The sequence below is a fragment of the Arthrobacter sp. B0316-1-20 genome, assembly GCF_059091865.1.
In genome coordinates this window covers 100,071-122,436 of sequence record NZ_JBNHHC010000009.1, presented here as the reverse complement: position 1 = coordinate 122,436, position 22,366 = coordinate 100,071, and the positions used below count along the sequence as shown (strand labels likewise).

At 69.1% G+C, this 22,366-nt stretch carries 18 protein-coding genes; 15 read left to right on the top strand and 3 right to left on the bottom strand.

Annotation, left to right across the window (positions count from 1 at the left end):
- Positions 1–89: 89 nt before the first annotated feature.
- Positions 90–1,250: a glycoside hydrolase family 76 protein gene (locus AC5RW2_RS16570; RefSeq protein ID WP_494074249.1), complete on the bottom strand. Its 1,161-nt coding sequence runs from the start codon at positions 1,248–1,250 to the stop codon at positions 90–92.
- Between the two features lie 154 nt (positions 1,251–1,404).
- Here AC5RW2_RS16570 and AC5RW2_RS16565 point away from each other — a divergent pair, with 154 nt between their 5' ends.
- The 12 genes from AC5RW2_RS16565 to AC5RW2_RS16510 all read left to right on the top strand — a co-directional run bounded on the left by AC5RW2_RS16565 (position 1,405) and on the right by AC5RW2_RS16510 (position 17,546).
- A complete protein-coding gene (locus AC5RW2_RS16565) occupies positions 1,405–2,181 on the top strand; it encodes a 3-hydroxyacyl-CoA dehydrogenase (protein ID WP_494074248.1) in 777 nt (258 codons plus the stop codon).
- 271 nt (positions 2,182–2,452) lie between these two features.
- Positions 2,453–5,455 (top strand): phosphoenolpyruvate carboxylase, encoded by a 3,003-nt coding sequence (locus tag AC5RW2_RS16560; RefSeq protein ID WP_494074247.1) that lies wholly within the window; start codon positions 2,453–2,455, stop codon positions 5,453–5,455.
- 538 nt (positions 5,456–5,993) lie between these two features.
- Positions 5,994–6,680 (top strand): HD domain-containing protein, encoded by a 687-nt coding sequence (locus AC5RW2_RS16555; RefSeq protein ID WP_494074246.1) that lies wholly within the window; start codon positions 5,994–5,996, stop codon positions 6,678–6,680.
- 351 nt (positions 6,681–7,031) lie between these two features.
- The gene (locus tag AC5RW2_RS16550; protein WP_494074245.1) at positions 7,032–7,826 is read left to right on the top strand and encodes an IclR family transcriptional regulator; all 795 of its coding nucleotides are present in this window, start codon (positions 7,032–7,034) and stop codon (positions 7,824–7,826) included.
- 317 nt (positions 7,827–8,143) lie between these two features.
- Positions 8,144–9,418 carry a cytochrome P450 gene (locus tag AC5RW2_RS16545; protein WP_494074244.1) on the top strand — a complete coding sequence of 425 codons (1,275 nt, stop codon included), beginning with the start codon at positions 8,144–8,146 and terminating at the stop codon, positions 9,416–9,418.
- Between the two features lie 4 nt (positions 9,419–9,422).
- Complete coding sequence (locus AC5RW2_RS16540) at positions 9,423–10,613, top strand: PEP/pyruvate-binding domain-containing protein (protein ID WP_494074243.1); 1,191 nt, start codon at positions 9,423–9,425, stop codon at positions 10,611–10,613.
- Positions 10,614–10,761: 148 nt separating this feature from the next.
- The gene (locus AC5RW2_RS16535) at positions 10,762–12,630 is read left to right on the top strand and encodes a PEP-utilizing enzyme (protein ID WP_494074242.1); all 1,869 of its coding nucleotides are present in this window, start codon (positions 10,762–10,764) and stop codon (positions 12,628–12,630) included.
- A gap of 104 nt (positions 12,631–12,734) precedes the next feature.
- Positions 12,735–13,538 carry an SDR family NAD(P)-dependent oxidoreductase gene (locus tag AC5RW2_RS16530; protein ID WP_494074326.1) on the top strand — a complete coding sequence of 268 codons (804 nt, stop codon included), beginning with the start codon at positions 12,735–12,737 and terminating at the stop codon, positions 13,536–13,538.
- A gap of 23 nt (positions 13,539–13,561) precedes the next feature.
- Positions 13,562–13,882, top strand: a complete 321-nt coding sequence (locus tag AC5RW2_RS16525; RefSeq protein ID WP_494002250.1) for a 2Fe-2S iron-sulfur cluster-binding protein — start codon at positions 13,562–13,564, stop codon at positions 13,880–13,882.
- Positions 13,883–13,884: 2 nt separating this feature from the next.
- Entirely contained in the window at positions 13,885–15,195 is a 1,311-nt protein-coding gene (locus AC5RW2_RS16520; RefSeq protein WP_494074241.1) for an NAD(P)/FAD-dependent oxidoreductase, read from the top strand.
- A 39-nt stretch (positions 15,196–15,234) separates the two neighbouring features.
- The gene (locus AC5RW2_RS16515) at positions 15,235–16,005 is read left to right on the top strand and encodes an HD domain-containing protein (RefSeq protein ID WP_494013088.1); all 771 of its coding nucleotides are present in this window, start codon (positions 15,235–15,237) and stop codon (positions 16,003–16,005) included.
- Complete coding sequence (locus tag AC5RW2_RS16510) at positions 16,002–17,546, top strand: aldehyde dehydrogenase family protein (protein ID WP_494074240.1); 1,545 nt, start codon at positions 16,002–16,004, stop codon at positions 17,544–17,546. Before AC5RW2_RS16515 ends, AC5RW2_RS16510 begins: the two co-directional genes overlap by 4 nt.
- Positions 17,547–17,604: 58 nt before the next feature.
- On the opposite strand, the gene AC5RW2_RS16505 is transcribed toward AC5RW2_RS16510, so the two are convergent.
- Positions 17,605–18,624, bottom strand: coding sequence for a glycosyltransferase family 4 protein (locus AC5RW2_RS16505; RefSeq protein ID WP_494002254.1), 1,020 nt, complete (start codon positions 18,622–18,624; stop codon positions 17,605–17,607).
- A 160-nt stretch (positions 18,625–18,784) separates the two neighbouring features.
- A complete protein-coding gene (locus AC5RW2_RS16500) occupies positions 18,785–20,932 on the bottom strand; it encodes an amylo-alpha-1,6-glucosidase (protein WP_494074325.1) in 2,148 nt (715 codons plus the stop codon).
- A gap of 371 nt (positions 20,933–21,303) precedes the next feature.
- On the opposite strand from AC5RW2_RS16500, the gene AC5RW2_RS16495 reads away from it, so the two are divergent.
- From AC5RW2_RS16495 to AC5RW2_RS16485, 3 genes are all read left to right on the top strand, one after another.
- Entirely contained in the window at positions 21,304–21,657 is a 354-nt protein-coding gene (locus tag AC5RW2_RS16495; protein ID WP_494002255.1) for a DMT family transporter, read from the top strand.
- Positions 21,657–21,974: a DMT family transporter gene (locus tag AC5RW2_RS16490; RefSeq protein ID WP_494074239.1), complete on the top strand. Its 318-nt coding sequence runs from the start codon at positions 21,657–21,659 to the stop codon at positions 21,972–21,974. The genes AC5RW2_RS16495 and AC5RW2_RS16490 overlap by 1 nt, the downstream gene beginning before the upstream one ends.
- 77 nt (positions 21,975–22,051) lie before the next feature.
- Positions 22,052–22,360, top strand: a complete 309-nt coding sequence (locus AC5RW2_RS16485) for a hypothetical protein (RefSeq protein ID WP_494013084.1) — start codon at positions 22,052–22,054, stop codon at positions 22,358–22,360.
- Positions 22,361–22,366: the final 6 nt, after the last annotated feature.

Sequence of the window (22,366 nt, the reverse complement as noted above, 5' to 3'; positions counted from 1 at the left end):
CGTGCACGGGCCCCGGCCGTGCGCCGGTTCACACGGGCCGTTCCGACGTCCGTTCACTTCCCCGCGCCGACCCCCGTGCAGGCGCCCACTCAGGCGGGCAGCGTGGCGGCGGCCTCCAGGGTCATCCAGGCCTGCAGCTGGGTGGACAGCTCGACGGCGACGCGGGCCCCGCCCGCTGCGGCGGCTGGAACCGCGGGGTCGGGGGAGAAAACCAGCACCTCCCCGGTGCGGTGGTTTCCGATGGTCCGCCCGTCCCAGAAGCCTTGCGCGGTGTCCGAGACCATCCGCGCCGCCAGCTCCCGCGCCGAGTCCGGCAGCCGGTCCGAGCGGGCGGCCAAGGCCAGGTAGCGGGCCAGGATCCCGGTGAACAGGCCGCCGTCGCCGGCGCCGTGCGTACGCAGGACGAGTTGGCCCCCGTCCCCTGTGGTCGCCGAACGTCCTTGGACCAAACCGGCCGCGATGCCCTGCACCAGTTCGGCGGCCCGCGCCAGGTCGGCGTCGCGGCCCGTTTCCAGCAGTGCCCCGAGCACCGGCCCTTGGTTGTAGGTGTAGAGGTCGTCTACCAAAACCGGCCGGCCGCCGGCGACCCGGACGCCGTCGAGATACAGCCGCTGCCGGGGCGCGTACAGAGTGGCGTCCAACCAGTCCAGGAGCCGGGCGGCCTGCGCCCGGTCGCCCGTGCGCGCCAGATACAGGGCCGCCGGTGCGGTGGCGGGGGTGTTCTTGAAGTCCCTGGCGGTGTTCCAGAACAGGCCGCCGCCCAAGTCCGGGGTGTGCGCCGATTCCAGCTGTGGCAGCAGGCCGCGAGCCGCGGCCTTGTTCCGGAAGCGGGGTTTGTGCGCCTCGGCGGCCAGCATGTCCAGCCGCTGCGCCGCCAACGCGAGCCAGGCCATGTCGTCGTAGTAGGCGTTGTCGAAGCGGAATCCGTTGCGCCAGCGCAGCGTGCGCAGCAGCCGCGCGGCGAGACGGCCGGCGCTCGGCCCGGTGCCGCCGTCGTAATGCCGGCCCCGGCGCAGCTCCCGCCACCCGGCATCCACCAGGCAGTCCAGGAAGTGGGCCTGCCACCAGTAGTGCCACGGCCCGCCCCGGCCGGGGGAGGGCTGACGGACCGCGCCCAGCATGGTGAACGGAAGGCCCAGCAGGCGCTCGCGGAAATGGCGGACGACGGCGATGGCGGCCTCGTCCGCGCGTCCTGCCGCCAGAACGGGCTTGGGCGGGCGGAATGCTCCGCCGCCGGGCAGGGTGGGCATGTGGACCAGCCTAACGGCGGATCGGCGCGGCGCAGGCCGGAATTTGCCCGCGCTGCCCGGGGTGTGCGCCGGGCCACACTAGGCTGAGGGTTGCAATGCTGCCGGCAGGCAGGCGGCCGGAGAGACGAGTGTTGAGGACCCTGAGGAGGATCCAGTGGAGGTAGCCGGAACCGTAGCGTTGATCACGGGCGGAGCATCGGGGCTGGGGGCGGCGACGGCCCGGCGGCTGCACGCCGCCGGTGCGTCGGTGGTGCTGATGGACCTGCCCGGCTCACAGGGGAAAGAGCTCGCCGCCGAACTCGGGGACCGGGCCGTGTTCGCGCCCGCCGACGTGACCAATGAAGAACAGGTGCAGGCCGCGGTGGAGCAGGCCGCGACTCTGGGGCCGCTCAGGATTGTGGTCAACTGCGCCGGCGTCGCCACCCCGGGCAAGGTGCTGGGCCGCGACGGGGTGCTGCCGCTGGAGGCGTTTGCCAAGGTGGTACAGGTCAACCTGGTCGGCACCTTCAACGTGATCCGCCTGGCCGCAGCCGTCATCGCCGCCACCGAACCGGTGGAAACCGAACTGGGCGGGCCCGAGCGCGGCGTCATCATCAACACCGCCTCCGTGGCGGCGTTCGACGGCCAGATCGGGCAGCCCGCCTACGCCGCATCCAAGGGCGGAGTGGCGGCCATGACGCTTCCACTGGCCCGCGAACTGGCGCGCTCGCTGATCCGCGTGGTCACCATCGCGCCGGGCATCTTTGAGACGCCGATGATGGCCGGGCTGCCGCAACAGGCGCAGGAATCGCTGGGCCAGCAGGTGCCGCACCCGTCCCGACTGGGCCGGCCGGCCGAGTATGCGGAGCTGGCCGCGCACATCGTGGCTAACTCGATGCTCAACGGCGAAACCATCCGGCTGGACGGCGCGATCCGTATGGCGCCCAAGTAACCCGAGGGTCGGTGGCGGGGGAGTGATCGGCGCTCCCGGGCTGCGCGCAAGTACCCGGCACCTCCTAGATGGCGCGCGAGTCACCGCACGGTCCCGGTGGGCGGGGGAGTAACCGGCGCGATCCGCTGACGCCGGGCAACCAGCGCCTCCGGGACCCGGCGAAAGGCGAGGCGCCGCCGTCGTACGCTTGAGGTGGACCGTGCCGAAGCTTGGAGTCCCCGGGAACGGCACGCCCGCCGCAGCCGCCCGCAGGACGCGAAAGGACGCACCCATGCCGCACGCCGCCCGCGACCGGGACCTCGACGCGAGCCTGCGCGCCGACGTGCGCCGGGTGAGCACGCTGCTGGGGGCATCGCTGGCCCGCCAGCACGGGCCGGAGCTGCTCCACCTGGTGGAGCAGGTGCGGCTGCTGACGAAGGAGTCCAAGGAAGCGGCCCGGGGCGAGGGCGAGGCCACGGGGCCGTGGACCGCCCGCGAGGTGATCGATCAGGTCCGCGAACTGCTCGCGGGGCTGGACGTGGACGAGGCCACCGACCTGGTGCGGGCTTTTGCCTTCTACTTCCACCTGGCCAACGCCGCCGAACAGGTGCACCGGGTGCGCCAATTGCGTGCCCGGCCGGAGGAAGACGGGCAGTTGCTGCGCACCGTCGCCCAGATTGCCGAGGAAGCGGGGCCCGAGGCGCTGCAACGCGCGGTCAACCAGCTCGACGTCCGCCCCGTCTTCACCGCGCATCCCACCGAGGCATCGCGGCGCACCGTGCTGGACAAGCTGCGCGCCATCTCCGACCTGCTGTCCACCACGACGGCGGAGGGCAGCACGGCGCGGCGGCGGCAGGACCGGCGGCTGGCCGAGATCATCGACCAGATGTGGCAGACGGACGAGCTGCGGCACGTGCGGCCGAGCCCCGTGGATGAGGCGCGCAACGCCGTTTACTACCTGGGCAACATCCTCAACAACACCATGCCGGAGCTGATGGGGGACCTGGCCGAACTGCTGTCCGAACATGGCGTGACGCTGCCCGCCGACCGGGCGCCGCTGCGTTTCGGCTCCTGGATCGGCGGCGACCGTGACGGCAACCCGCTGGTCACCGTGGACGTGACGCATGAGGTCTTCCAGCTGCAGAACCAGCACGCGGTGCGGATCAACATCGGCTTTGTGGACAGCCTGATCGCCGTCCTGTCCAACTCGACGACGATCGTGGCCGCCAGCGACGAACTGCTGGACTCCGTGGCCACGGACCTCGAGAATTTGCCGGGCCTGGACGCCAGGGTGCGCGAGCTGAACGCAAATGAGCCCTACCGGCTGAAACTGACCTGCATCAAGGCGAAGCTGCTCAACACCAGCGCCCGGATCCAGCGCCGGCTCCCGCACGAGCCCGGGCGGGACTACAGCTCGACGGCGGAGGTGCTGGCCGATCTGGCCCCGATCGAGCGATCCCTGCGCGCCCACACCGCGTCGTTAGTGGCGGACGGTTCGCTGGCCGCAGTGCGCCGCGCGGTCTCGACCATCGGGCTGCACCTGGCCACCCTGGACTTCCGGGACAACGCGGGGAAGCACCACAAGGCGGTCGCGGCGCTGCTGGCCGCCCGCGATGCCGCGCGGACCCCGGCCGGCGTGACCGCGGCCCCGGGTGCTGCGGCGAGTGGAGTGGCGGGTTCGGGTGGGACGGCTGCGCAGGGGGCTGTGGCGACAGCTGGGGGTGGCGCGGCTGTTCCGGCGGGTGTGGTGACAGCCGGGGGCGGCGCGGCTGCTCCGGCGGGTGTGGCGACAGCCGTGGGCGGCACCGACTCTGCGGCCGACGCTGCTGCGCCGTCCGGCTACCTCGAGCTGGCCCGCGGACCGCGGCAGCAGCTGCTTTCCGCGCTGCTGCTCGAGCCCGGACCGCTGGCACCGCCGTCGTTGTTGAAAAAGAAGCGCGCACGCACCTTGGAGGTGTTCGGAGCGATCGCCGAGGCACTGCGCCAGTATGGTCCGGACGCCGTGGAGACGTACATCGTGTCCCGGGCACGCGGCGCCGACGACGTGCTCGCCGCCGCGGTGTTGGCGCGCGAGGCGGGACTGCTGGCGCTGGACGGCTCCGAGCCTAAGGCGCTGATCGGCTTCGCGCCGCTGCTGGAAAGCGTGGAGGCGCTGCGCAGCGGCGGGAAGATTTTGGACGACCTGCTTTCGGATCCGCAGTACCGCCGGATCGTGCGGCTGCGCGGCGACCTGCAGGAGGTCATGTTCGGCTACTCGGACTCCAACATGGAAGCCGGTGTGGCCACCAGCCAGTGGGAAATCCACAAGGCTCAGCTGGTGCTGCGCGACGTGGCCGCCCGGCACGGGGTGCGGCTGCGCTTCTTCCATGGCCGCGGCGGGTCGGTCGGCCGCGGCGGCGGGCCCACCTACGACGCGATCCTTGCCCAACCGAACGGCGCGCTCGCCGGCGAGATCAAGTTCACCGAGCAGGGCGAAGTCATTTCCGACAAGTACACCCTGCCGGAGCTGGCCCGGGAAAACCTGGAGCTGGCGCTTGCGGCGGTGCTGCAGGCGTCCGCGCTGCACCAGGAGCCGCGGACCTCGGAGGCCGAACGCGGCCGCTACCACGCGGCGATGGAAGCGATTTCCGGCGCGGCCTATGAGCGCTACCGGCTGCTGGTGGAGCACCCGGACCTGCCGGAGTATTTCCGGACGTCGACGCCGGTGGAGCAGCTGAGCGAGGTGAAGTTCGGTTCGCGTCCGGCCGACCACCCCGAGGCGGGCCCGGCCGCCGGCCAGGGGCTGGGCAAGCTGCGGGCCATCACCTGGGTTTTCGGCTGGACCCAGTCGCGGCAGATCGTTCCCGGCTGGTACGGCGTCGGCAGTGGATTGCGGGCCGCCCGGGCCGCCGGATTGCAGCCGCAGCTGCGCGAGATGATCAGCAACTGGCACTACTTCCAGTCCTTCATCTCGAACGTGGAGATGACGCTGGCCAAGACCGACCTGGAGATCGCGGCGCATTACGTCTCGACACTGGTGCCTGAGCCGTTGCGGCACCTGTTCGACGACATCCGCGCCGAGTTCGAGCTGACTGTGGCGGAGATCCGGAAGCTGACCGGCGAGAACGAACTGCTTGATAACCAGCCGGTGCTCCAGCGCTCGCTGCACATCCGCGACCAGTACTTGGACCCAATTTCGTACATGCAGGTGGAATTGCTGCGCCGCATCCGGACGTCGGAGCCGGATGAGGCACTGCAGCGGGCCATGTTGATCACCGTGAACGGCATCGCCGCGGGATTGCGGAATACCGGCTAGCGCGGGCTGGCGGCGTCGGGCGAGGCTTGTGCGCGCGGCCTACGCGGCGCGTCGGGCCGGGCTGGCGGCCTCGCTGGCAGCCGCGCGCGGCCTCGCGGTGTCAGAGTGCGCAGGATGCCTATCCTCGGCGCACGCGGCGCGTCGCGTTGGGCTGGCGGCCGGGCTGGCGGCCGCGCGCGGCCTCGCCGCCTCACTAGCGGCCTCGCGGTGTCAGAGTGCGCAGAATGCCTATCCGCGGCGGCTTGGCAGCGCACATCTGCCCATGTTTAGCCATAACTTCCCATGTCTTGGCCGACCCACCCACGTCTGACTAGGCAGGATGCTTAAGCATGCGGCTAAACGTGGGAAGTTACGGCGCAAGCTCCTCGTCTGCACCCCCCGTCTGCGGCCCGCCCAAGCCTTCCCCCCCCCCGCCAAGCCACTCAAGCGCCCCGTCCACCCCGCCTATGCCGCCCGCGCGCCCCATCCCGCCCGCCCGCCTTCCGTCCAGCGGAACCACCCGGTTGCCCGCCCCGCGATTGCTCGTCATGCTGTGGGCATGACGAAGCTGCTGCCTGCCGCCAACCTGTTCGGCCACGACGTCACCGCCGCCATCGAGGCCCAGCCGGACGGCGTGGTGCACCTTGATGCGCACTTGGACCGGATCTGGCAGCAAGCGGCTCCGTTGCTTGCCGTCCGCGACAACGATGCCCACACGCTCTACGCCTTTGGCCTGGCCCAAGCCCTGCTGGCTGCCCACCCGGAGGCCGACGCCGACGTCGTCCTTCCGGCCATCATGCTGCACGACATCGGCTGGTCGCAGGTGCCCCCGGACCAGGTCCTCGCAGCGATCGCCCCCGGCGGCGGCCGGCCCGACCTCGTCTTGCTGCACGAGAAGGAAGGCGCCCGACTGGCGGCCGGGATCCTCGAAGAGGTTGACCATGATCCTGCGCTCATTCCGCGCATTCTGGAGATCATCGACGGGCACGACTCGCGCAAGGAGGCCCTCTCGATCGAGGACGCCATCGTCAAGGATGCAGACAAAACGTGGCGGCTCAGCCCGCACGGCGTCGACACCGTGATGGAGTGGTTCGGGCTGGACCGCGGACAGGCGCTTCGGCTCTGCAGCCAGCGCGTTCTGGGCCATCTCTTCACCGAGGAGGCCAAGGCCATGGCGCTCGCGCTGTCTGCGCTGGAATCGGTAACGATGTGGCCGCAGCGCCGGGCGCTGCTGGCTGACGGCTAGACTCGGTTTCGGTCGGGTGCCGCGAGGGCACCGGCTGCGAAGCTCTGCGGCACGGACGACGGCGATGCCCGGCTTAGCCTGAACGACGGCGGTGCCCGGCTTCGCTTGGACGAAGGCTGTGCCCGGCTTAGTCTGAACGACGGCCGTGTCCGGCTTCGCTTGGACGACGGCGGTGCCGGGCTTTACTTGGGCGACGGCGGTTGCCCGGCTTTGCTTGGACGACGGCGGTTGCCCGGCTATGCCCGGACGACGACGGTGCCCCACTTTGCGGGGCGACAGGGCGGTGCCGGGCTTCGTCTGAACGACGGCGGTGCCGGGTTGTGTCAGACCGGCAGAATATGGGAGGCAGCTATGGCCGGCGGTAGCCGAGATCCGGGACGCACGGTCACGTCCCGCGTGCTGGCCATCCTTGAAGCCTTCGAGCAATCCCGCGGCGCGCTGAGCCTGACCCAGATTTCCGAGGGTTCCGGCCTGCCGTTGAGCACCACGCACCGGCTGGTCGCGGAGTTGACGGAATGGGGCTTCCTCTCCCGCGGCGCCAACGGCCGCTACCAACTGGGCATTCGCCTCTGGGAGCTGGCGCAGAATGCCGGCCGGCAACTGCGCGATGCCGCGCGTCCGTTCGTGCAGGACCTGTTCTCCCTCACCGGCGAGACGTCACAGTTGGCGGTCCGGGAAGGCCACGAAGTGCTGTACATCGAGCGTATCTACGGCACCAAACGCGTGCCCCGTGCTTCGCGGGTCGGTGGCCGGCTGCCGATGCACGCCACCGCCGTCGGGAAAGTCATCCTCGCGTACGAGGAGGAGTGGGTGCGCACCGCCTACCTGAACCGGCAGCTGGAACGTCCCACCGCCCACACGCACATCGTTCCCGGGCGACTGGCGGAGGAACTGGTCCAGATTCGCGAGCAGGGCTACGCCACCACGCTGGAGGAAGTCCGGCTCGGCTCCTGCTCCATCGCCGTGCCCGTTTTCCACACCGGACGGATCGGCGCCGGGCTGGGGCTGGTGTTGCTGACCTCGCAGGCCGCCACGATGACGCGGCACCTTCCGGCACTGCGCGGCGTCTCGGCGCAGATCGAACGCGCCACCGCGCACATCCCGCTGGAGTCTTTGCTGGGCAGCCACATCGCCCGGAAGGCGTGAGCGCCCGGCGCACATCCTGGTAATTCCCGGACAGCCGCACCGCGCTACGGCGTATGCCTGATTGGTCGTTGCCGGCAGCCATGAGGCGCGCAAGGCCTGGGCGCCCGGCCCAACAGCCCACCCCGGCTTATTGCTGGCCAGCCACATCGCGCCCAAGGCCCGTACGCCGCCGCATGCCACGAGATGCTAAGCACTATTCGTTTCCACTCAGTGGAAGAGCTCCTTAGGCCCCGCGAGTGACGTGGGCAACACTGGAGTCTAATCAGCCCGCTGACCGACAACGGCGACGGCGGGAGCAGACCCCCAAGGAGTTCCAGATGTCATCTTCGACCGAAACGGCAGCTTGCCCGTTCGGCCACGGTGCCGAGGCCCCCGCAGGACACCACGGCTACGAGCCGTTCCAGATGAAGGACCCGTTCCCGGCTTACGCCGAGCTGCGGAACGAACAGCCCGTCATGTTCGACGAGCGCGTCGGCTACTACGTGGTTTCCCGCTATGACGACATCAAGGCCGTTTTCGAGGACTGGGAGACCTTCTCCAGCGAGAACGCCCAGGCACCGGTGCGCCGGCGCGGCCCGCAGGCCACCAAGATCATGGAAGAGGGCGGCTTCACCGCCTACTCGGGTCTTTCCGCCCGCCGCCCGCCGGAGCACACCCGGATCCGCGCCGTCGCCCAAAAGGCTTTCACCCCACGCCGCTACAAGGCGCTGGAACCGTCCATCCGGCAGAACGTCGTGGACCAACTGGAAGCCATGCTCGCCAACCCGGATCGCCGCGGTGAACTCGTGAAGGACCTGGCCTACACCGTCCCGACTGTCACGATCCTCACGCTGATCGGCGCCGACGTCTCCCAGGTGGACACGTTCAAGCGCTGGTCCGATTCCCGCGCGGCGATGACCTGGGGCGACCTCAGCGACGAGGAGCAGATCCCGCACGCCCACAACCTGGTGGAGTACTGGCAGGAATGCCTGCGCCTGGTCCGTGTCGCCCACGAGGAAGGCGGCGACAACCTGACCGGTGACCTGGTCAAGGCCCAGCAGGACGGGGCGGAGATCAGCGACCACGAAATCGCCTCGATCCTCTACTCCCTGCTGTTTGCGGGACACGAGACCACCACCACCCTGATCGCCAACTCCCTGCGCGTGTTGCTGGCGCGTCCGGACCAGTGGCAGCAGCTGGTGGCGGAGCCCAAAAAGATCCCGGCAGCCATCGACGAGGTGCTGCGCTTCTCCGGATCCATCGTCGGCTGGCGCCGGAAGGCGCTCAAGGACACCGAAGTCGGCGGGGTCAAGATCCCGGAGGGCGGCGAATTGCTGCTGCTGATGGGCTCCGCCAACCGCGACGCCGCCCGCTTCGAAGACGGCGAGGAGTTCGACATCTCCCGCGGCAACGCCCGCGAACACCTGTCCTTCGGCTTCGGCATCCACTACTGCCTGGGCAACATGCTCGCCAAGCTGCAGGCCAAGATCGCCCTGGAAGAGGTGGCGCGGCTGGCACCGAACCTGAAGCTGGAGAACCCCGGGAACATCGAGTTCCGCGAGAACATCTCCTTCCGTGTCCCCGAAACCGTCCCCGTCAGCTGGGAGGCCTAAGCCCATGCGCAGCAACGAATTCATCCAGTTTTTCGACGGCGGCATCGAGCCCCGGCTCGAACACCTCGGCGGCAAGGGCGCCTCGCTGGTCACCATGACCTCTGCGGGCATGCCGGTGCCCCCGGGATTCGTCGTCACCACCGCCCAGTTTGACCGGTTCATGCAGGAAGCCGGGATCACCGAGCACATCAACCAACTGCTGGCCGGCCTGGACCCGGAAGACATCGCCCAGGTGGACGCGGTATCCGCCTCCATCCGCGAAGACATCTGCTCCCGCCCGGTACCGGCCGACATGCGCGCCCAGACCGTCGAGGCCTATGACGCCCTGATGTCCCGCTTTGACGCGCCGGTCCCGGTGGCGGTGCGTTCCTCCGCCACCGCCGAGGACCTGCCGGATGCCTCCTTCGCCGGACAGCAGGACACCTACCTCTGGCTGGAAGGCTTTGCCGCCGTCGGCGAACACATCCGCAGCTGCTGGGCATCGCTCTACACCTCGCGCGCCATCATCTACCGGCTGAAGAACAACATCCCGGACCAGGGCCTGTCGATGGCCGTCGTCGTGCAGAAGATGGTCAACGCCAGGGTCTCCGGCGTCGCCATGACGCTGGACCCGGCCAACGGCGACCGCTCCAAGATCACCATCGACGCGTCCTACGGCGTCGGCGAAATGGTGGTCTCGGGGCAGGTCACGCCGGACAACATCGTGCTGGACAAGGTCACGCTGGCCCCGGTCGCCGAACACCTGGGCGACAAGCACGCCGAACTGATCCCCGATGCCGCCGCGCGCACCCTCGTGGAGCGGGAGGTCGACGCCGAGCGGCGGGCCCGGCGCAGCCTGACCGACGACGAACTGCTCGCGGTGGCTCGGATGGCCAAGCGGGCGGAGAAACACTACAAGTGCCCGCAGGACATCGAGTGGGCGCTGGACAGGGACCTGCCCGACGGCGAAAACCTGCTGCTGCTGCAGTCCCGGCCGGAAACCGTGCACTCCTCCAAGAAGCCGGTCGCGGCGTCGTCCGCGGTACCGGGGGCCGGCGGATACGCCGCGGCCCTGGGTGCTGCGCCCGGGACGGCGGCGCCCGCCGGAGCCGGGAACGCCGGAGCCGCGAACGCCGGAGCCGCGAACGCAGGCACCGCCACCGGCGGCTTCAGCCTGGGCAGCATCACCGCCTCACTGCTGAAGCCCTCCGCCTGACCATTGCCCTGAACTGTTCCGCCTGTTCCACCGCAAGGCAGCAAGGCTCCAACAGCCCCACCGCAAGGAAGCAAGGCAACAAGGTTCCACCGTTCCACCGAACCGCCCACCGAAGGCTCAATGCAGAGCCGCCACCGAAAGGACCGCCATGTCTATGAAGTCCTTCCCGAAGCCCTCCGAACTGCCGGTGCCCGCCGGCGCCGAGGGCTGGGAGAAGATTTACCCGTATTACCTGGTGTTCCAGGACAAGCTCAAGGAACAGGAAGACGCCAAGTTCTGGTTCTGCGACAGCCAGCACTGGCCCACCGTCTACAAGCCGTTCGAGACCATCGGCGGCGAGTTCGCGGTCAAGTGCCTGGGCCAGTACAACGCCCGGCACTTGATGATCCCCAACGCCAACGGCATCGAGTTCCGGGTGCACCTGGGCTACCTGTACATGTCGCCGATCCCGGTGCCGGAGGACCAGATCGCCGCCCGGGTCCCGCATTTCGAGCAGCGCGTGGGCCACTACTTCCAGAACTGGGAGGAACTGCTCAAGCAGTGGCACGTGAAGGTCCGCGGCACCATCGACGAAATGGAAACCATCTCGTTCAAGAAGCTGCCGGACATGGTCCCGATGGAAGACATCACCACGGGCAAGGCCAAGGACGGCTCCGAGGTGCTGCTGGAGAACTACGACCGGCTGATCCAGCTGGCCTACCAGAACTGGCAGTACCACTTCGAGTTCCTGAACCTGGGCTACATCGCCTACCTGGACTTCTTCAACTTCTGCAAGGAAGTCTTCCCGAACATCCCCGACCAATCGATCGCCACCATGGTGCAGGGCGTGGACATGGAACTCTTCCGCCCGGACGATGAGCTCAAGCACCTCGCCAAGCTGGCCGTGGAGCTGGGCCTGCAGTCCGCCTTCGGCAACACGGACGACGTCGATGCCACCTTGGCCGCGATCCGCGCCTCCGAGGGCGGCGACCGCTGGATCGCCCGCTACGAGGAAGCCAAGGACCCGTGGTTCAACTTCACCGTCGGCAACGGCTTCTACGGGCACGACAAGTACTGGAACGAACACCAGGAAATCCCGCTGGGCTACATCGCCGACTACATCCGCCGGCTGGACGAAGGCCAGCACATCATGCGCCCGGTAGAGGAGTTGGTGGCGGAGAAGGAACGGATCGTGGAGGAATACCGCGAACTGCTCGACGGCGAGACCCTTGCCGCGTTCGACGCCAAGCGCCAGTTGGCCGCGACCGCCTACCCGTACGTGGAAAACCACAACTTCTACATCGAGCACTGGACCATGGGCGTCTTCTGGCGCAAGATCCGCGAGCTTTCGCGGATGCTGCACGCCGAGGGCTTCTGGACCGAACCGGACGACCTGCTCTACCTGAACCGCAACGAAGTCCGCGACGCACTCTTCGACCTGGTCACCGGCTGGGGCGTGGGCGCCGAACCGATCGGCCCCACCTACTGGCCGGAGGAAATCGAGCGCCGCCGCAAGATCGTGGACGCGCTGAAGACCGCGCGGCCGGCACCGGCACTCAACACCCCGCCGGCCTCGATCACCGAACCCTTCACCCGGATGCTCTGGGGCATCACCACCGAACAGGTCCAGCAGTGGCTGGGCGAGGGCGAAGAAGTGGAAGGCGGCGGACTGCGCGGCATGGCTGCGTCCCCCGGCGTCGTCGAGGGGTACGCGCGGGTGGTCCACGACTCCGACCAGCTCTCCGAAGTGCAGCAGGATGAAATCCTTGTGGCCACCGTGACCGCGCCGAGCTGGGGGCCGATCTTCGGCAAGATCAAGGCCACCGTCACGGACATCGGCGGCATGATGAGCCACGCCGCGATTGTCTGTCGCGAGTACGGACTGCCGGCGGTGACCGGCACCGGCTCGGCCTCCACCACCATCAAGACCGGCCAGCGGCTGCGGGTGGACGGGACCAAGGGCACCGTGCAGATCCTGGACGTTGAGGAAGCCGCCGAACCGGCCGTCGCCGGGCCGGGAGCACACAGCCACACCTGAGTTTCCGGCAGCACTGCAGCCAACTCAGGCAAACCAAGTGCCGGGCCGGGAAAGCCCGCCCCCAGCGGGTCCCGGCCCGGCACACCGAACATGAAAGCGTGACGATGACACAGCCTCCCCCCGACGCCACGGCCGGCCAAGGCTTCCCGAACCCCGACCAGGGGGCCGGCACCCGGACCGTGCTGATCACCGGAGCCGCCGGAGGGCTGGGCCGCGCCTTCGCCCTGGGCTTCGCGGCCCGCGGGTACCGGGTGGCAGCGGCCGACACCAACCTGGCCGGTGCCGAAAAGACTGCCGCACTGGTCCGCGAAACCGGTGCGGAGGCCGAGGCCTTCAAAGCCGACGTCACCGACGTGGCCTCCACCGAGGCCCTCGCCCGGCGGTGCGCCGACTTCGGGCAGGGGAGCATCGACGTCGTCCTTAACAACGCCGCCATCTATGCCACGGTGACCCGCACCCCGTTCGAGGAGATCGACCCGGCCGAATGGGACCTGGTCATGAACGTGAACCTCAAGGGCCCCTGGCTGGTGACCCGAGCCGCCAGCCCCTACCTGCCCGACGGCGCCCGCGTCATCAACCTTTCCTCCGCCACCATCTATTCCGGCTCGGAGCAGTGGCTGCACTACGTCGCCTCGAAGGGCGGCGTGGTGTCGATGACCCGGGTGCTGGCCAAGGAACTGGGCCGGCGCAACATCACCGTCAACGCCATCGCGCCGGGCTTCACGCTCACCGAGGCCAGCTACGGGCTGATGGAGAACGCCGAGAACTACGGCGTGGACCGCGGCGCGCTCAAACGCGCCAGCCAGCCCGAGGACATCGTGGGCGCGGCGCTCTTCCTGGCCGGGCCGGACAGTTCCTACATCACCGGACAAACCATGGTGGTCGACGGCGGCCGCCAGTTCATCTGAACCACTGCAACCCAAGGAGAACCATGCCTACGGTACATTTCACCGACGCTGAAGGCGCCGTCCGCGACGTCGAAGGCAACCCCGGCGACTCGGTCATGGAAACCGCGGTGCGCAACGGCGTGCCGGGCATCGTCGCCGAATGCGGCGGCTCGCTGTCCTGCGCCACCTGCCACGTCTTCGTCCGCGAGGACACCATGGACCAGCTTCCGGAGATGGAAGACATGGAAGACGAAATGCTCTACGGAACGGCGGTGGACCGCCAGGAAAATTCGCGCCTGTCCTGCCAGCTCAAGCTCGCCGAGGGCCAGGACGTGTACGTCACCACCCCGGAAACGCAGATCTGATCATGGAAACCACCACCACAACGACGACGGCGGCCCCCGCGCAGGCGGCGGAGGGTGCCGTGCAAACCGGGCTGCTGATCATCGGCGCGAGCCAGTCGGGAGTCCAACTGGCCGTTTCACTGCGGGCGCTCGGCTTCACGGAGCACATCACGCTGCTGGGCGAGGAAAACCACCGGCCCTACCAGCGCCCGGCCCTGTCCAAGGAGTTCCTGCAGGGCACGGTGGAGAGCGAATCGCTGATCTTTCGGTCGAACCAGTACTGGGCGGACCACAACGTGGCCCTGGTCAAGGGCGAGCGGATTGAGCGGATCGAGAAGGAAGCGGACGGCTCCGGGGTAGCGCACGCGGTCTCCGGGGCGCAGTTCCCGTTCCGCCGACTGGCCCTGACCGTGGGCGCCCGGGCCCGCAAGCTCCAGGTGCCCGGTGCGGATCTGGACGGCGTGGTCTACCTGCGCAACGCCGACGACGCCCTGGCGCTGAAGGCCCAATTGGAGGGCGTGCGGGACGCGGTGGTGATCGGCGGCGGCTTCATCGGACTGGAGGCTGCATCAAGCCTGCACAAGATGGGCAAGAACGTCACCGTGCTTGAGTACGGGCCGCGGCTGATCGGCCGGGCCGTGGGTGAAGAAACGAGCGACTACTTCCTGACCGCGCACCGTGAACGCGGCCTCGACATCCGGTTGAACTCCCGCATCCGGGAACTGGTGCCGGCGGACGGCGGGGGCAGGGTAGGCGGCGTCGGACTCGACGACGGCACCGTCGTTGCCGCCCAGCTGGTGTTGGTGGGCATCGGCGTCGTGCCCAACACCGAGCTGGCCGAGCAGTTGCGCCTGGAGGTGGACAACGGCATCGTGGTCGACCGGCACGCGCTGGCCTCCGACGGAACCACGGTGGCGGTGGGCGACGTGGCCAACATGCCCAATCCGCTGCCCGGCTCCCCGGAGGGCGAGCGAATTCGGCTGGAAAGTGTGAACAACGCGATCGAACACGCCAAGGTCGCCGCCTATTCGCTGATGGGCCGGCGGGAGGACTACGCCGGAATCCCGTGGTTCTGGTCGAACCAGGCGGACCTGAAGCTGCAGATCGCCGGCCTGACGCTGGGCTACGACCGGACCGTTGTCCGCCGCGACGACGAGCGCGGCAAGTTCTCCGTCCTCTACTACCGCGACGGCCGGATCATCGCCGCCGACTGCGTGAACGCCCCGCTGGACTTCATGGCGGTCAAGAACGCCCTGGCCAAGGGCCAGAACATCCCCGCGGACGCGGCAGCCGACCCCGCCGTCGTCCTCAAGACCATTGCGACGGACGACTGACTGCCCGCCGTGCGGCTGCACGACAAGGAGACCCACCCCATGAGCACCCCCGAGACACAGACCCCGGAGGCCAAGGGCCAAACCCCGGCATGGGCCGCCGGCGGCCAGCCAGACCCCGCCGAGGATCCGCGCGCCGCCGCCTTCGCGGCCGCCCACCCCGTGCGGCCGCTGCCGGCCACGGGCGACATCGACACCACGCCCATCGCCACCACCCCGGCGGCCGCCGCCGACCTGGACCCGATCTGGCAGGCCGTGGTGCCGGAGACACGCACCCGCGCCAACGACATCCACCTGCCGATTTCGCTGGCCTTCGCCGAGCGGCTGTGCCGGGCGTACCCGCAAGCCGACGCGGAACTGGTCCGGGTAGCCGTCCTGCTGCACGACACCGGCTGGGCGCACGTGGACGAGGAACGGATCCTCTCCGAGGGGTTCACCGGCGACTGGCGCAAGGCGGCCATCCGCTTCGAGCACGAGGCCGAGGGCTGCAAGGTGGCACGCACGGTGCTGCCCGGCCTCGGGTATTCGGAGGAGTTCGTCGACCGCGTCTGCGAGATCATCGACGGCCATGACACCCGCCATGTGCCGTACTCGCTGGAGGACGCCCTGGTCCGGGACGCCGACCGGCTATGGCGGTTCGACCACGCCGGCATCGCGGTGGCCGCCTCCTGGTTCGGCATGACGCCGGCCGTCTACACCGACCGGCTCGGCGCCGAAATCATTCCGGAACTGATCACCGAGGCCGCCCTTGCCATGGGAACGGCCGACCTGGAACGTTCCAGGGCCCTGCTGAAGACAGGAGTCATCCGATGACCACCACCCCCGGCACCACCACCCCTGCACCTGGGGGAGCGCCGGCGTCGTCCGCCCCGCCCGCCCTCGCCGCGCGCGCAGCGTTGCACCTGCCCTACACCCACGTCGACGACGTCTTCATCGACGGCGCCTGGGTTCCCGCCCGCGGCACCGGGCGCAATCCGGTGACCGACCCGGCCACCGGCGACGTCTGGGGGTCGGTGCCGGACGGTACCCCCGAAGACGTGGACGCCGCCGTGGCCGCGGCGCGGCGGGCCTTCGACTCCGGCCCGTGGCCGACGCTGGCGCCGTCCGAACGCGCGGCGTATTTGCTGCGGATTGCGGACGAAGTCGAGAAACGGTCCGAGGAGCTCTCGCTGACCAACACCCGCGAAAACGGTTCGCCGGTCTCCGAGTCGTCCCGGGCCGCCGGCAATGCCGCAGGAATCTTCCGATACTTCGCCACCCTGGCCGGCTATCTCGAACACGAGGACGTGCGCCCGTTCCCGCACGGCGGCGGCGAATCCGTGGTGCGCCGGGATCCGGTGGGGGTGTGCGGGCTGATCGCGCCGTGGAACTTCCCGATCAACCTCATGGTGATCAAGCTGGCGCCGGCGCTGCTGGCCGGCTGCACCGTGGTGATGAAACCGGCCTCGCCCACGCCGCTGTCCTTCCGCCTCATCGTCGACGCCGTGGCCGCCGCCGGAGTGCCGGCCGGCGTGGTCAATCTGGTCACCGGGTCGGGCAGGCTCGGCGACACCCTGGTCAAGCATCCCGGCGTGGACAAGGTCGCCTTCACCGGTTCCACCCCGGTGGGACGCAAAATCGCCGCCGCCTGCGGCGAGCTGCTGCGCCCCGTCACGCTGGAACTCGGCGGCAAGTCCAGCGCGGTGGTGCTCGAGGACGCCGACCTGGACGAGATGTCGAAGGTGCTGATCCGCTCCAGCATGCGCAACACGGGCCAGACCTGCTACATCTCCAGCCGCATCCTCGCCCCGGCCGCGCGCTATGACGAGGTGGTGGACATGGTGACGGCGACTATCGCCGCCGGCGTCCAGGGCGACCCGCTGGACCCGGCCACGGACTTCGGCCCGTCGGCCACCGAGTCGCAGTACCGGACAGTGCTCGACCATCTGGAGGCGGCCAGGGCCGAGGGGGCCCGTGCCACCACCGGCGGGCGGGCGGCGCGGCTCGGCGGCGGGCTCGAGGGCGGTTACTTCGTGGAGCCCACGGTGTTCGCCGACGTAACCCCGGACATGCGCATCGCGCGCGAGGAGGTCTTCGGGCCGGCCATGGCCGTGTTGAAGTACACGGACCTGGACGAAGCCGTGGCGCTGGCGAACAACACCGGGTTCGGGCTGGGCGGACTCGTGTTTGGCCAGGACCAGGACGCGGCGCTCGCCGTGGCCGATCGCATGGACACCGGCTCGGTGGGCATCAATTTCTTCGCTTCCAACCACTCCGCTCCGTTCGGCGGCAGGCACGACTCGGGCCTCGGCACCGAGTACGGGATTGAAGGACTCAACGCCTACGTCAGCTACAAGTCCATCCACCGTCGCTAGGGCCTGTCCGGCCGTCGCCTGGCCCGTCCCACCCGTCGGTAGGCCTGTCCCGCCGTCGTTAGGTTTGTCTGGCCAGCAGCCGGGCGTAGAGGTTCAGGTGGTCAGCCGTCATGCGTGCCGCGCTGAAGCGATCCTCGGCGGCCGCCCGGCAGGCGCGGCGGTCCAGCGCGGCGGCCTGGGGCAGGAACCTGGCCAGTTCCCGATGGTCCTCGGCCAGATGCCCGGTGGCGCCGGGCTCGACGATTTCCCGGGCGGCTCCCCGCGGCGTGGCGACCACGGGGGTCCCGGCGGCCAAAGCCTCGATCATGACGAGGCCGAAAGGCTCGGCCCACTGGAGCGGGTTCAACAGGGCGACCGCCTCGCCCAGCAACCGGTATTTGTCGCCGCCGGCGACTTCGCCGAGGAACTCCTCATCCGGCCCGAGCATGGGTTCGATGACGTCGTGGAAGTACCGCAGTTCCTCGGGCTCGCGCATCTTGGCGGCGATCTTCAACGGCATCCCCGCCATGCGGGAAATCCCGATGGCCTCGGCCACTCCCTTGTCCGGACACATCCGGCCCAGGAAACAGGCGTACCCGCCCCCGCCCGCGCCCACCGGGATGGCGGCGGTATCGATCCCGTGGTGAATGACGGCGGAGACGTCGAGGCCGGTACCGGCCACCTGCTGGTGAGAGATGGCGACGAGGGCGACGTGTCGTTCCGCGGCGCGGTAGATACCGGTCAGCTGCGCGGTCAGCCCGGTGTGGATCGTCATGACCCCCGGCACCGAACCCGGCCGGTCCCGGTAGAACGGCCCCGTCAGGGTGTGGTCGTGGATCAGGTCGACGCCGTGGAGCCCCTCGTAGGCGCGGATGATGTGGTGGAGCTCCGACCAGTTGGTCCCGATGGCCTCCGGATCGGACGGCTCCGTGCCCGGCACCAGGGGAACGGGGCATGTGCTGTCGGCGGCGGCGGCCAGCACCACGTCGTGTCCTGCGTCCACGAAGCCGCGGGCGAGGTTGTCAACGACCTCTTCGATACCGCCGTAGCCGCCCGGCGGAACCGGAAACCACGGTGGGGCGATCAGCCCGATACGCATCGTTGGCCTTTTCTCCCGGAGGGGCTCCGGCGTACGACTGCGCAGCCGGGGTTGGCGAGGCGCGCAGGTTCGACGCCTGTGGTCCGGCGGAGCGGCGGCCGGTCACCGGCGGCGGGCGGCGCGGGCCGCAAGGGTCGGCCAAGCAGGGCATCGAGGCGGCTCATCTGTCCCCGGCGGAGCTTTCAGACCCTTCCGTTTCCCGGCCGCTGAGCACCAGCAGCTCCGCCAGCGGCGACCGCGCGCCGTGACGCACCCTCACCTCGGGAGCCAGGCCCTCCACCGTAAAAGTTTTCCCGGTGGCGGCCAGTGACACCCGGGATTTCCCGAGCAGCAGGTTGTCCGCGCGGAACGAGCCGAAGTCTGCCGGAATCTCAGGAGCGAGCCACAGCTCATCCGCCGGGAGATAAGGATCCAGGCGCAGGAGCATGCGCATCAGATGGACCGGCGAGGCGGCGGCCCAGGCCTGCGGCGAGCAGGACGTGGGGTAGGGCACGGGCACGTCGTATTCGCTCCGGTCGAAACCGCAGAACAGTTCGGGCAACCGTCCGTCGAAGTGAACGGCGGCATCAAAGAGCCCGCCCGCCACCCTCCGGGCCTCCTCGACAAACCCGTAGCGCATCAACCCGCTGGCGACCAAGGTGCTGTCATGGGGCCACACGGAGCCGTTGTGGTAGCTGACCGGGTTGTAGGCGCCCATGTCCGATGCCAGCGTCCGGATCCCCCAGCCCGTGAACATCTCGGGGGACATGAGCCGGGCGGCCACTTGCGGTGCCTTGTCGTCATCGACGATGCCCGACCACAGACAATGCCCCATGTTGGAAGTGCAGGCGTCCACCGGCCGCTTTTTTCCGTCCAGGGCCACGGCGTAGTACCCCAGGTCGGGAAGCCAGAAGCGCTCGTTGAACTCCTCCTTCAGCCTTGCCGCGCGGCGCCCCCACTCGGCGGCAAGGTCCTGATCACCGGCCGCGGCGGCCAGCAGGCCGCGGCCGATGTAGGCGCTGTAGACATACCCCTGAACCTCGCACAGGGCGATCGGCGGCTCTGCCAGCCGCCCGTCGGCGAAGTTAATGCCGTCCCAGGAATCTTTCCAGCCCTGGTTGAGCAGGCCGTGGGGAACGGCCCGGTTGTACTCCACAAAGCCGTCACCGTCCCGGTCCCCGAAGTTTCGGATCCAGTCCAGCGCACGGTCCGCGTGCGGCAGCAGCGACTGCAGGACGTCCCGCTCCATGCCCCAGCGGTTCAACTCCGACATCAGGACGACGAAGAGGGGAGTCGCGTCCGCCGTCCCGTAGTACGCCGCGTGGTCGCCCAAAACTACTCCGGCCGCCACTCCCAGGCGCACCTCGTGGAGAATCCGGCCGGGCTCCTCCTCTGTATCGGGATTGAATTTGGTGCCCTGCCGGGCGGCGAGCGTCTGCAGCGTCCCGCGTGCCAGCGAGGGGTCCACGGGCAACGCCATGTAGGCGGACAGGAGCGAGTCCCGGCCAAAGAGCGCCATGAACCAGGGGGCACCGGCGGCAACCACGGCGCGTCCCGGATGGGCGGGGTCGAAGATCCGCAGCGCACCGAGGTCCTCGTGGCTTCGCCGCAGCACCGCTTCAATGTCGGTGTTGGCAATGTCCAGCTGCGGCGTTGATTCCCCCCAGGCCCGGTGGCGGCGTGCCGCTTCCAAGTCGGCGACGGAGCCGGTGGCGACGAACCGCTCGGCGGGCCGGTCCTGTTCCACCAGCGGAGTGACGATGACGCTCGTGGTCCACTTCCCGCGCGCCGGAATGATTGCCTCGAAGTGAAGGACGTCCTCGTTCACCGCTGCGCCGCGCCCGTGCACGAGGATGCCGCGCCGGCGGCCGCGGCGTACTACTTCGAGCTGGAGTTCATCGCCGTGGGCCTGCCGGACCAGCTGGACCGCAGGCGCCGCCCGCCCGCCTTTCACGTCAAAGAGGTCGGCAAAGTCGGCTTCCACCCGCAACTCCAGGACGCACTCCGCCGGCAGGGCCGAGTGATTGGTCACCACCAGGTCCTCGCGCAGGCCGGCCCCGACGAGGCGTTCGCGTTCGACCACCAACTGGGAGTCGGCCAGGCCGTCCGCTCGGCGGGCCCGCCCGACGAAGAGCGCACGGTACGGCTCCAACACGCGGGACAACAGGGGTTCGAGGGGAAGCCCGTTGACGGTCAGGCACCAGCCGGACAAGATCCGGGTGTCCTGGTAGAAGGCGCCCTGCGTCAGGCCGGGAAACATGTCGCCTCCCGCCGAGGAGATGCAGAAGGACGAACCTTCCACCACCGTCACCGCTCCGCCGGCGCTCATCGGCCCGGCCGCGGTATCGGCATTCCAGCCGCCGTCGGACTGCGCCTGCCCCGGCGCGGCGCCTTCTTGTTGAGCGGATGCAGGGGCGATCGATTGCTTTTCCACAGTTGACTCTCTTGAACTGCGCAGCGGAACCCTGATGCTGAAACCGGCCGTTGAGGGAGGCTGCTTCGGCGGCTTGCCTCAGCGGTTTCTCTTTATTTGATGTTCTGGCGGATTAGTACGTCAAGATGGCGGCGCCATAATTCCGGTTCGTCCTGCCTTTTGCCCGGGCACGGTGCGCGCCGCGCCGTCATACCGCACCCGGCGATCCGTGCTCCGGGCGTGCAATGAACCCCGTAACCTGTTGTGCTGGTGGGGGAGGTTGGTAGATGAAGAATTGGTTGCTCCTCGCGGGAGCGATTGTTTGCGAGGTGGCGGCGTCCCTGTCGTTGAAGGCTGCGTTGGATTCGCCGGGAATGTACGCGGTGGTGGTCGCCGGCTACGTCACGTCGTTTGCGCTCCTCGCCGCCGTCCTGCGTGCGGGAGTGCCCGTCGGGGTCGCCTACGGGATATGGGGTGCGCTCGGCGTCGCCCTCACGGCCGTCCTGGCGGCAGTGTTGTACCAGGAACCGTTAACGGCCTTGATGGTTGCCGGCATGGCGCTCGCCGTCGCCGGGGTGGTGCTCGTGCAATGGGGCGGGCACCGGGCTTCGTCGCGCAGGGCAGAGCGGGCGCGTACCTAATGGCCTGGGTCTTCCTCGCTGCCGCGATCGTCCTGGAGGTAGCCGCCACGCTCTCGCTGCGGGCCAGCATCGACGGGCACAAAGCCTGGCTGGTGGCCGTCGTGTCGGGCTACCTCGTAGCCTTTACCTGCCTGTCCTTCGCCCTGCGTCAGGGGCTGGGAATCGGGATTGCCTACGGCATCTGGACTGCCTGCGGCGTGGCCTTGACGGCGCTGGCCGGAAAGTTCCTCTTCGACGAACCGCTGACCAAGCTGATGGCGGCCGGAATCGTCTGCATCGCGGCCGGCGTGCTGCTGATCGAACTGGGCACGCCGTGACGCCCTCCGCCACAGGGCTGCGAACGCGCCCGGTTGACCGCGTGGGCGGGTGGCCCGGACGCAGCTAAAGTTGAGGGATGCCATCCTTCCGCGCCCAGTTGGAGATCACCGGACTGCGGCCGGGCAACCCTCCGGAAGCGGTGATGGACGCCGCAACGGCAGCTGTGGGTTCCGCCCACGTGGTGGAAGCACACCAGTTGGACGTGGTGGCCGGCGTCCCGCGGATCACCGTCCGCTTCACCGTTGACGCCAACGCTTATGCCGTGGAGAACCGCCAGGCGTTGCAGGCCGGCGCCAACATGCGTCATGCGGTTGAAGAAGTCGCCGGTACCGCCGGTCTGGCCGTGCTGCGCCGCTCGCGCGGCAAGTGGGCTCCGGTCCGCTAAGGGGGA

Bases quoted from the DNA above. Each gene is read 5' to 3' on its own strand.
- AC5RW2_RS16485 (WP_494013084.1), top strand. From the start codon at position 22,052: ATGCCATCCTTCCGCGCCCAGTTGGAGATCACCGGACTGCGGCCGGGC.
- AC5RW2_RS16555 (WP_494074246.1), top strand. From the start codon at position 5,994: ATGACGAAGCTGCTGCCTGCCGCCAACCTGTTCGGCCACGACGTCACC.
- AC5RW2_RS16545 (WP_494074244.1), top strand. From the start codon at position 8,144: ATGTCATCTTCGACCGAAACGGCAGCTTGCCCGTTCGGCCACGGTGCC.
- AC5RW2_RS16495 (WP_494002255.1), top strand. From the start codon at position 21,304: ATGAAGAATTGGTTGCTCCTCGCGGGAGCGATTGTTTGCGAGGTGGCG.
- AC5RW2_RS16560 (WP_494074247.1), top strand. From the start codon at position 2,453: ATGCCGCACGCCGCCCGCGACCGGGACCTCGACGCGAGCCTGCGCGCC.
- AC5RW2_RS16570 (WP_494074249.1), bottom strand. From the start codon at position 1,250: ATGCCCACCCTGCCCGGCGGCGGAGCATTCCGCCCGCCCAAGCCCGTT.
- AC5RW2_RS16540 (WP_494074243.1), top strand. From the start codon at position 9,423: ATGCGCAGCAACGAATTCATCCAGTTTTTCGACGGCGGCATCGAGCCC.
- AC5RW2_RS16510 (WP_494074240.1), top strand. From the start codon at position 16,002: ATGACCACCACCCCCGGCACCACCACCCCTGCACCTGGGGGAGCGCCG.
- AC5RW2_RS16535 (WP_494074242.1), top strand. From the start codon at position 10,762: ATGTCTATGAAGTCCTTCCCGAAGCCCTCCGAACTGCCGGTGCCCGCC.
- AC5RW2_RS16550 (WP_494074245.1), top strand. From the start codon at position 7,032: ATGGCCGGCGGTAGCCGAGATCCGGGACGCACGGTCACGTCCCGCGTG.
- AC5RW2_RS16500 (WP_494074325.1), bottom strand. From the start codon at position 20,932: ATGAGCGCCGGCGGAGCGGTGACGGTGGTGGAAGGTTCGTCCTTCTGC.
- AC5RW2_RS16525 (WP_494002250.1), top strand. From the start codon at position 13,562: ATGCCTACGGTACATTTCACCGACGCTGAAGGCGCCGTCCGCGACGTC.
- AC5RW2_RS16490 (WP_494074239.1), top strand. From the start codon at position 21,657: ATGGCCTGGGTCTTCCTCGCTGCCGCGATCGTCCTGGAGGTAGCCGCC.
- AC5RW2_RS16515 (WP_494013088.1), top strand. From the start codon at position 15,235: ATGAGCACCCCCGAGACACAGACCCCGGAGGCCAAGGGCCAAACCCCG.
- AC5RW2_RS16530 (WP_494074326.1), top strand. From the start codon at position 12,735: ATGACACAGCCTCCCCCCGACGCCACGGCCGGCCAAGGCTTCCCGAAC.
- AC5RW2_RS16520 (WP_494074241.1), top strand. From the start codon at position 13,885: ATGGAAACCACCACCACAACGACGACGGCGGCCCCCGCGCAGGCGGCG.
- AC5RW2_RS16505 (WP_494002254.1), bottom strand. From the start codon at position 18,624: ATGCGTATCGGGCTGATCGCCCCACCGTGGTTTCCGGTTCCGCCGGGC.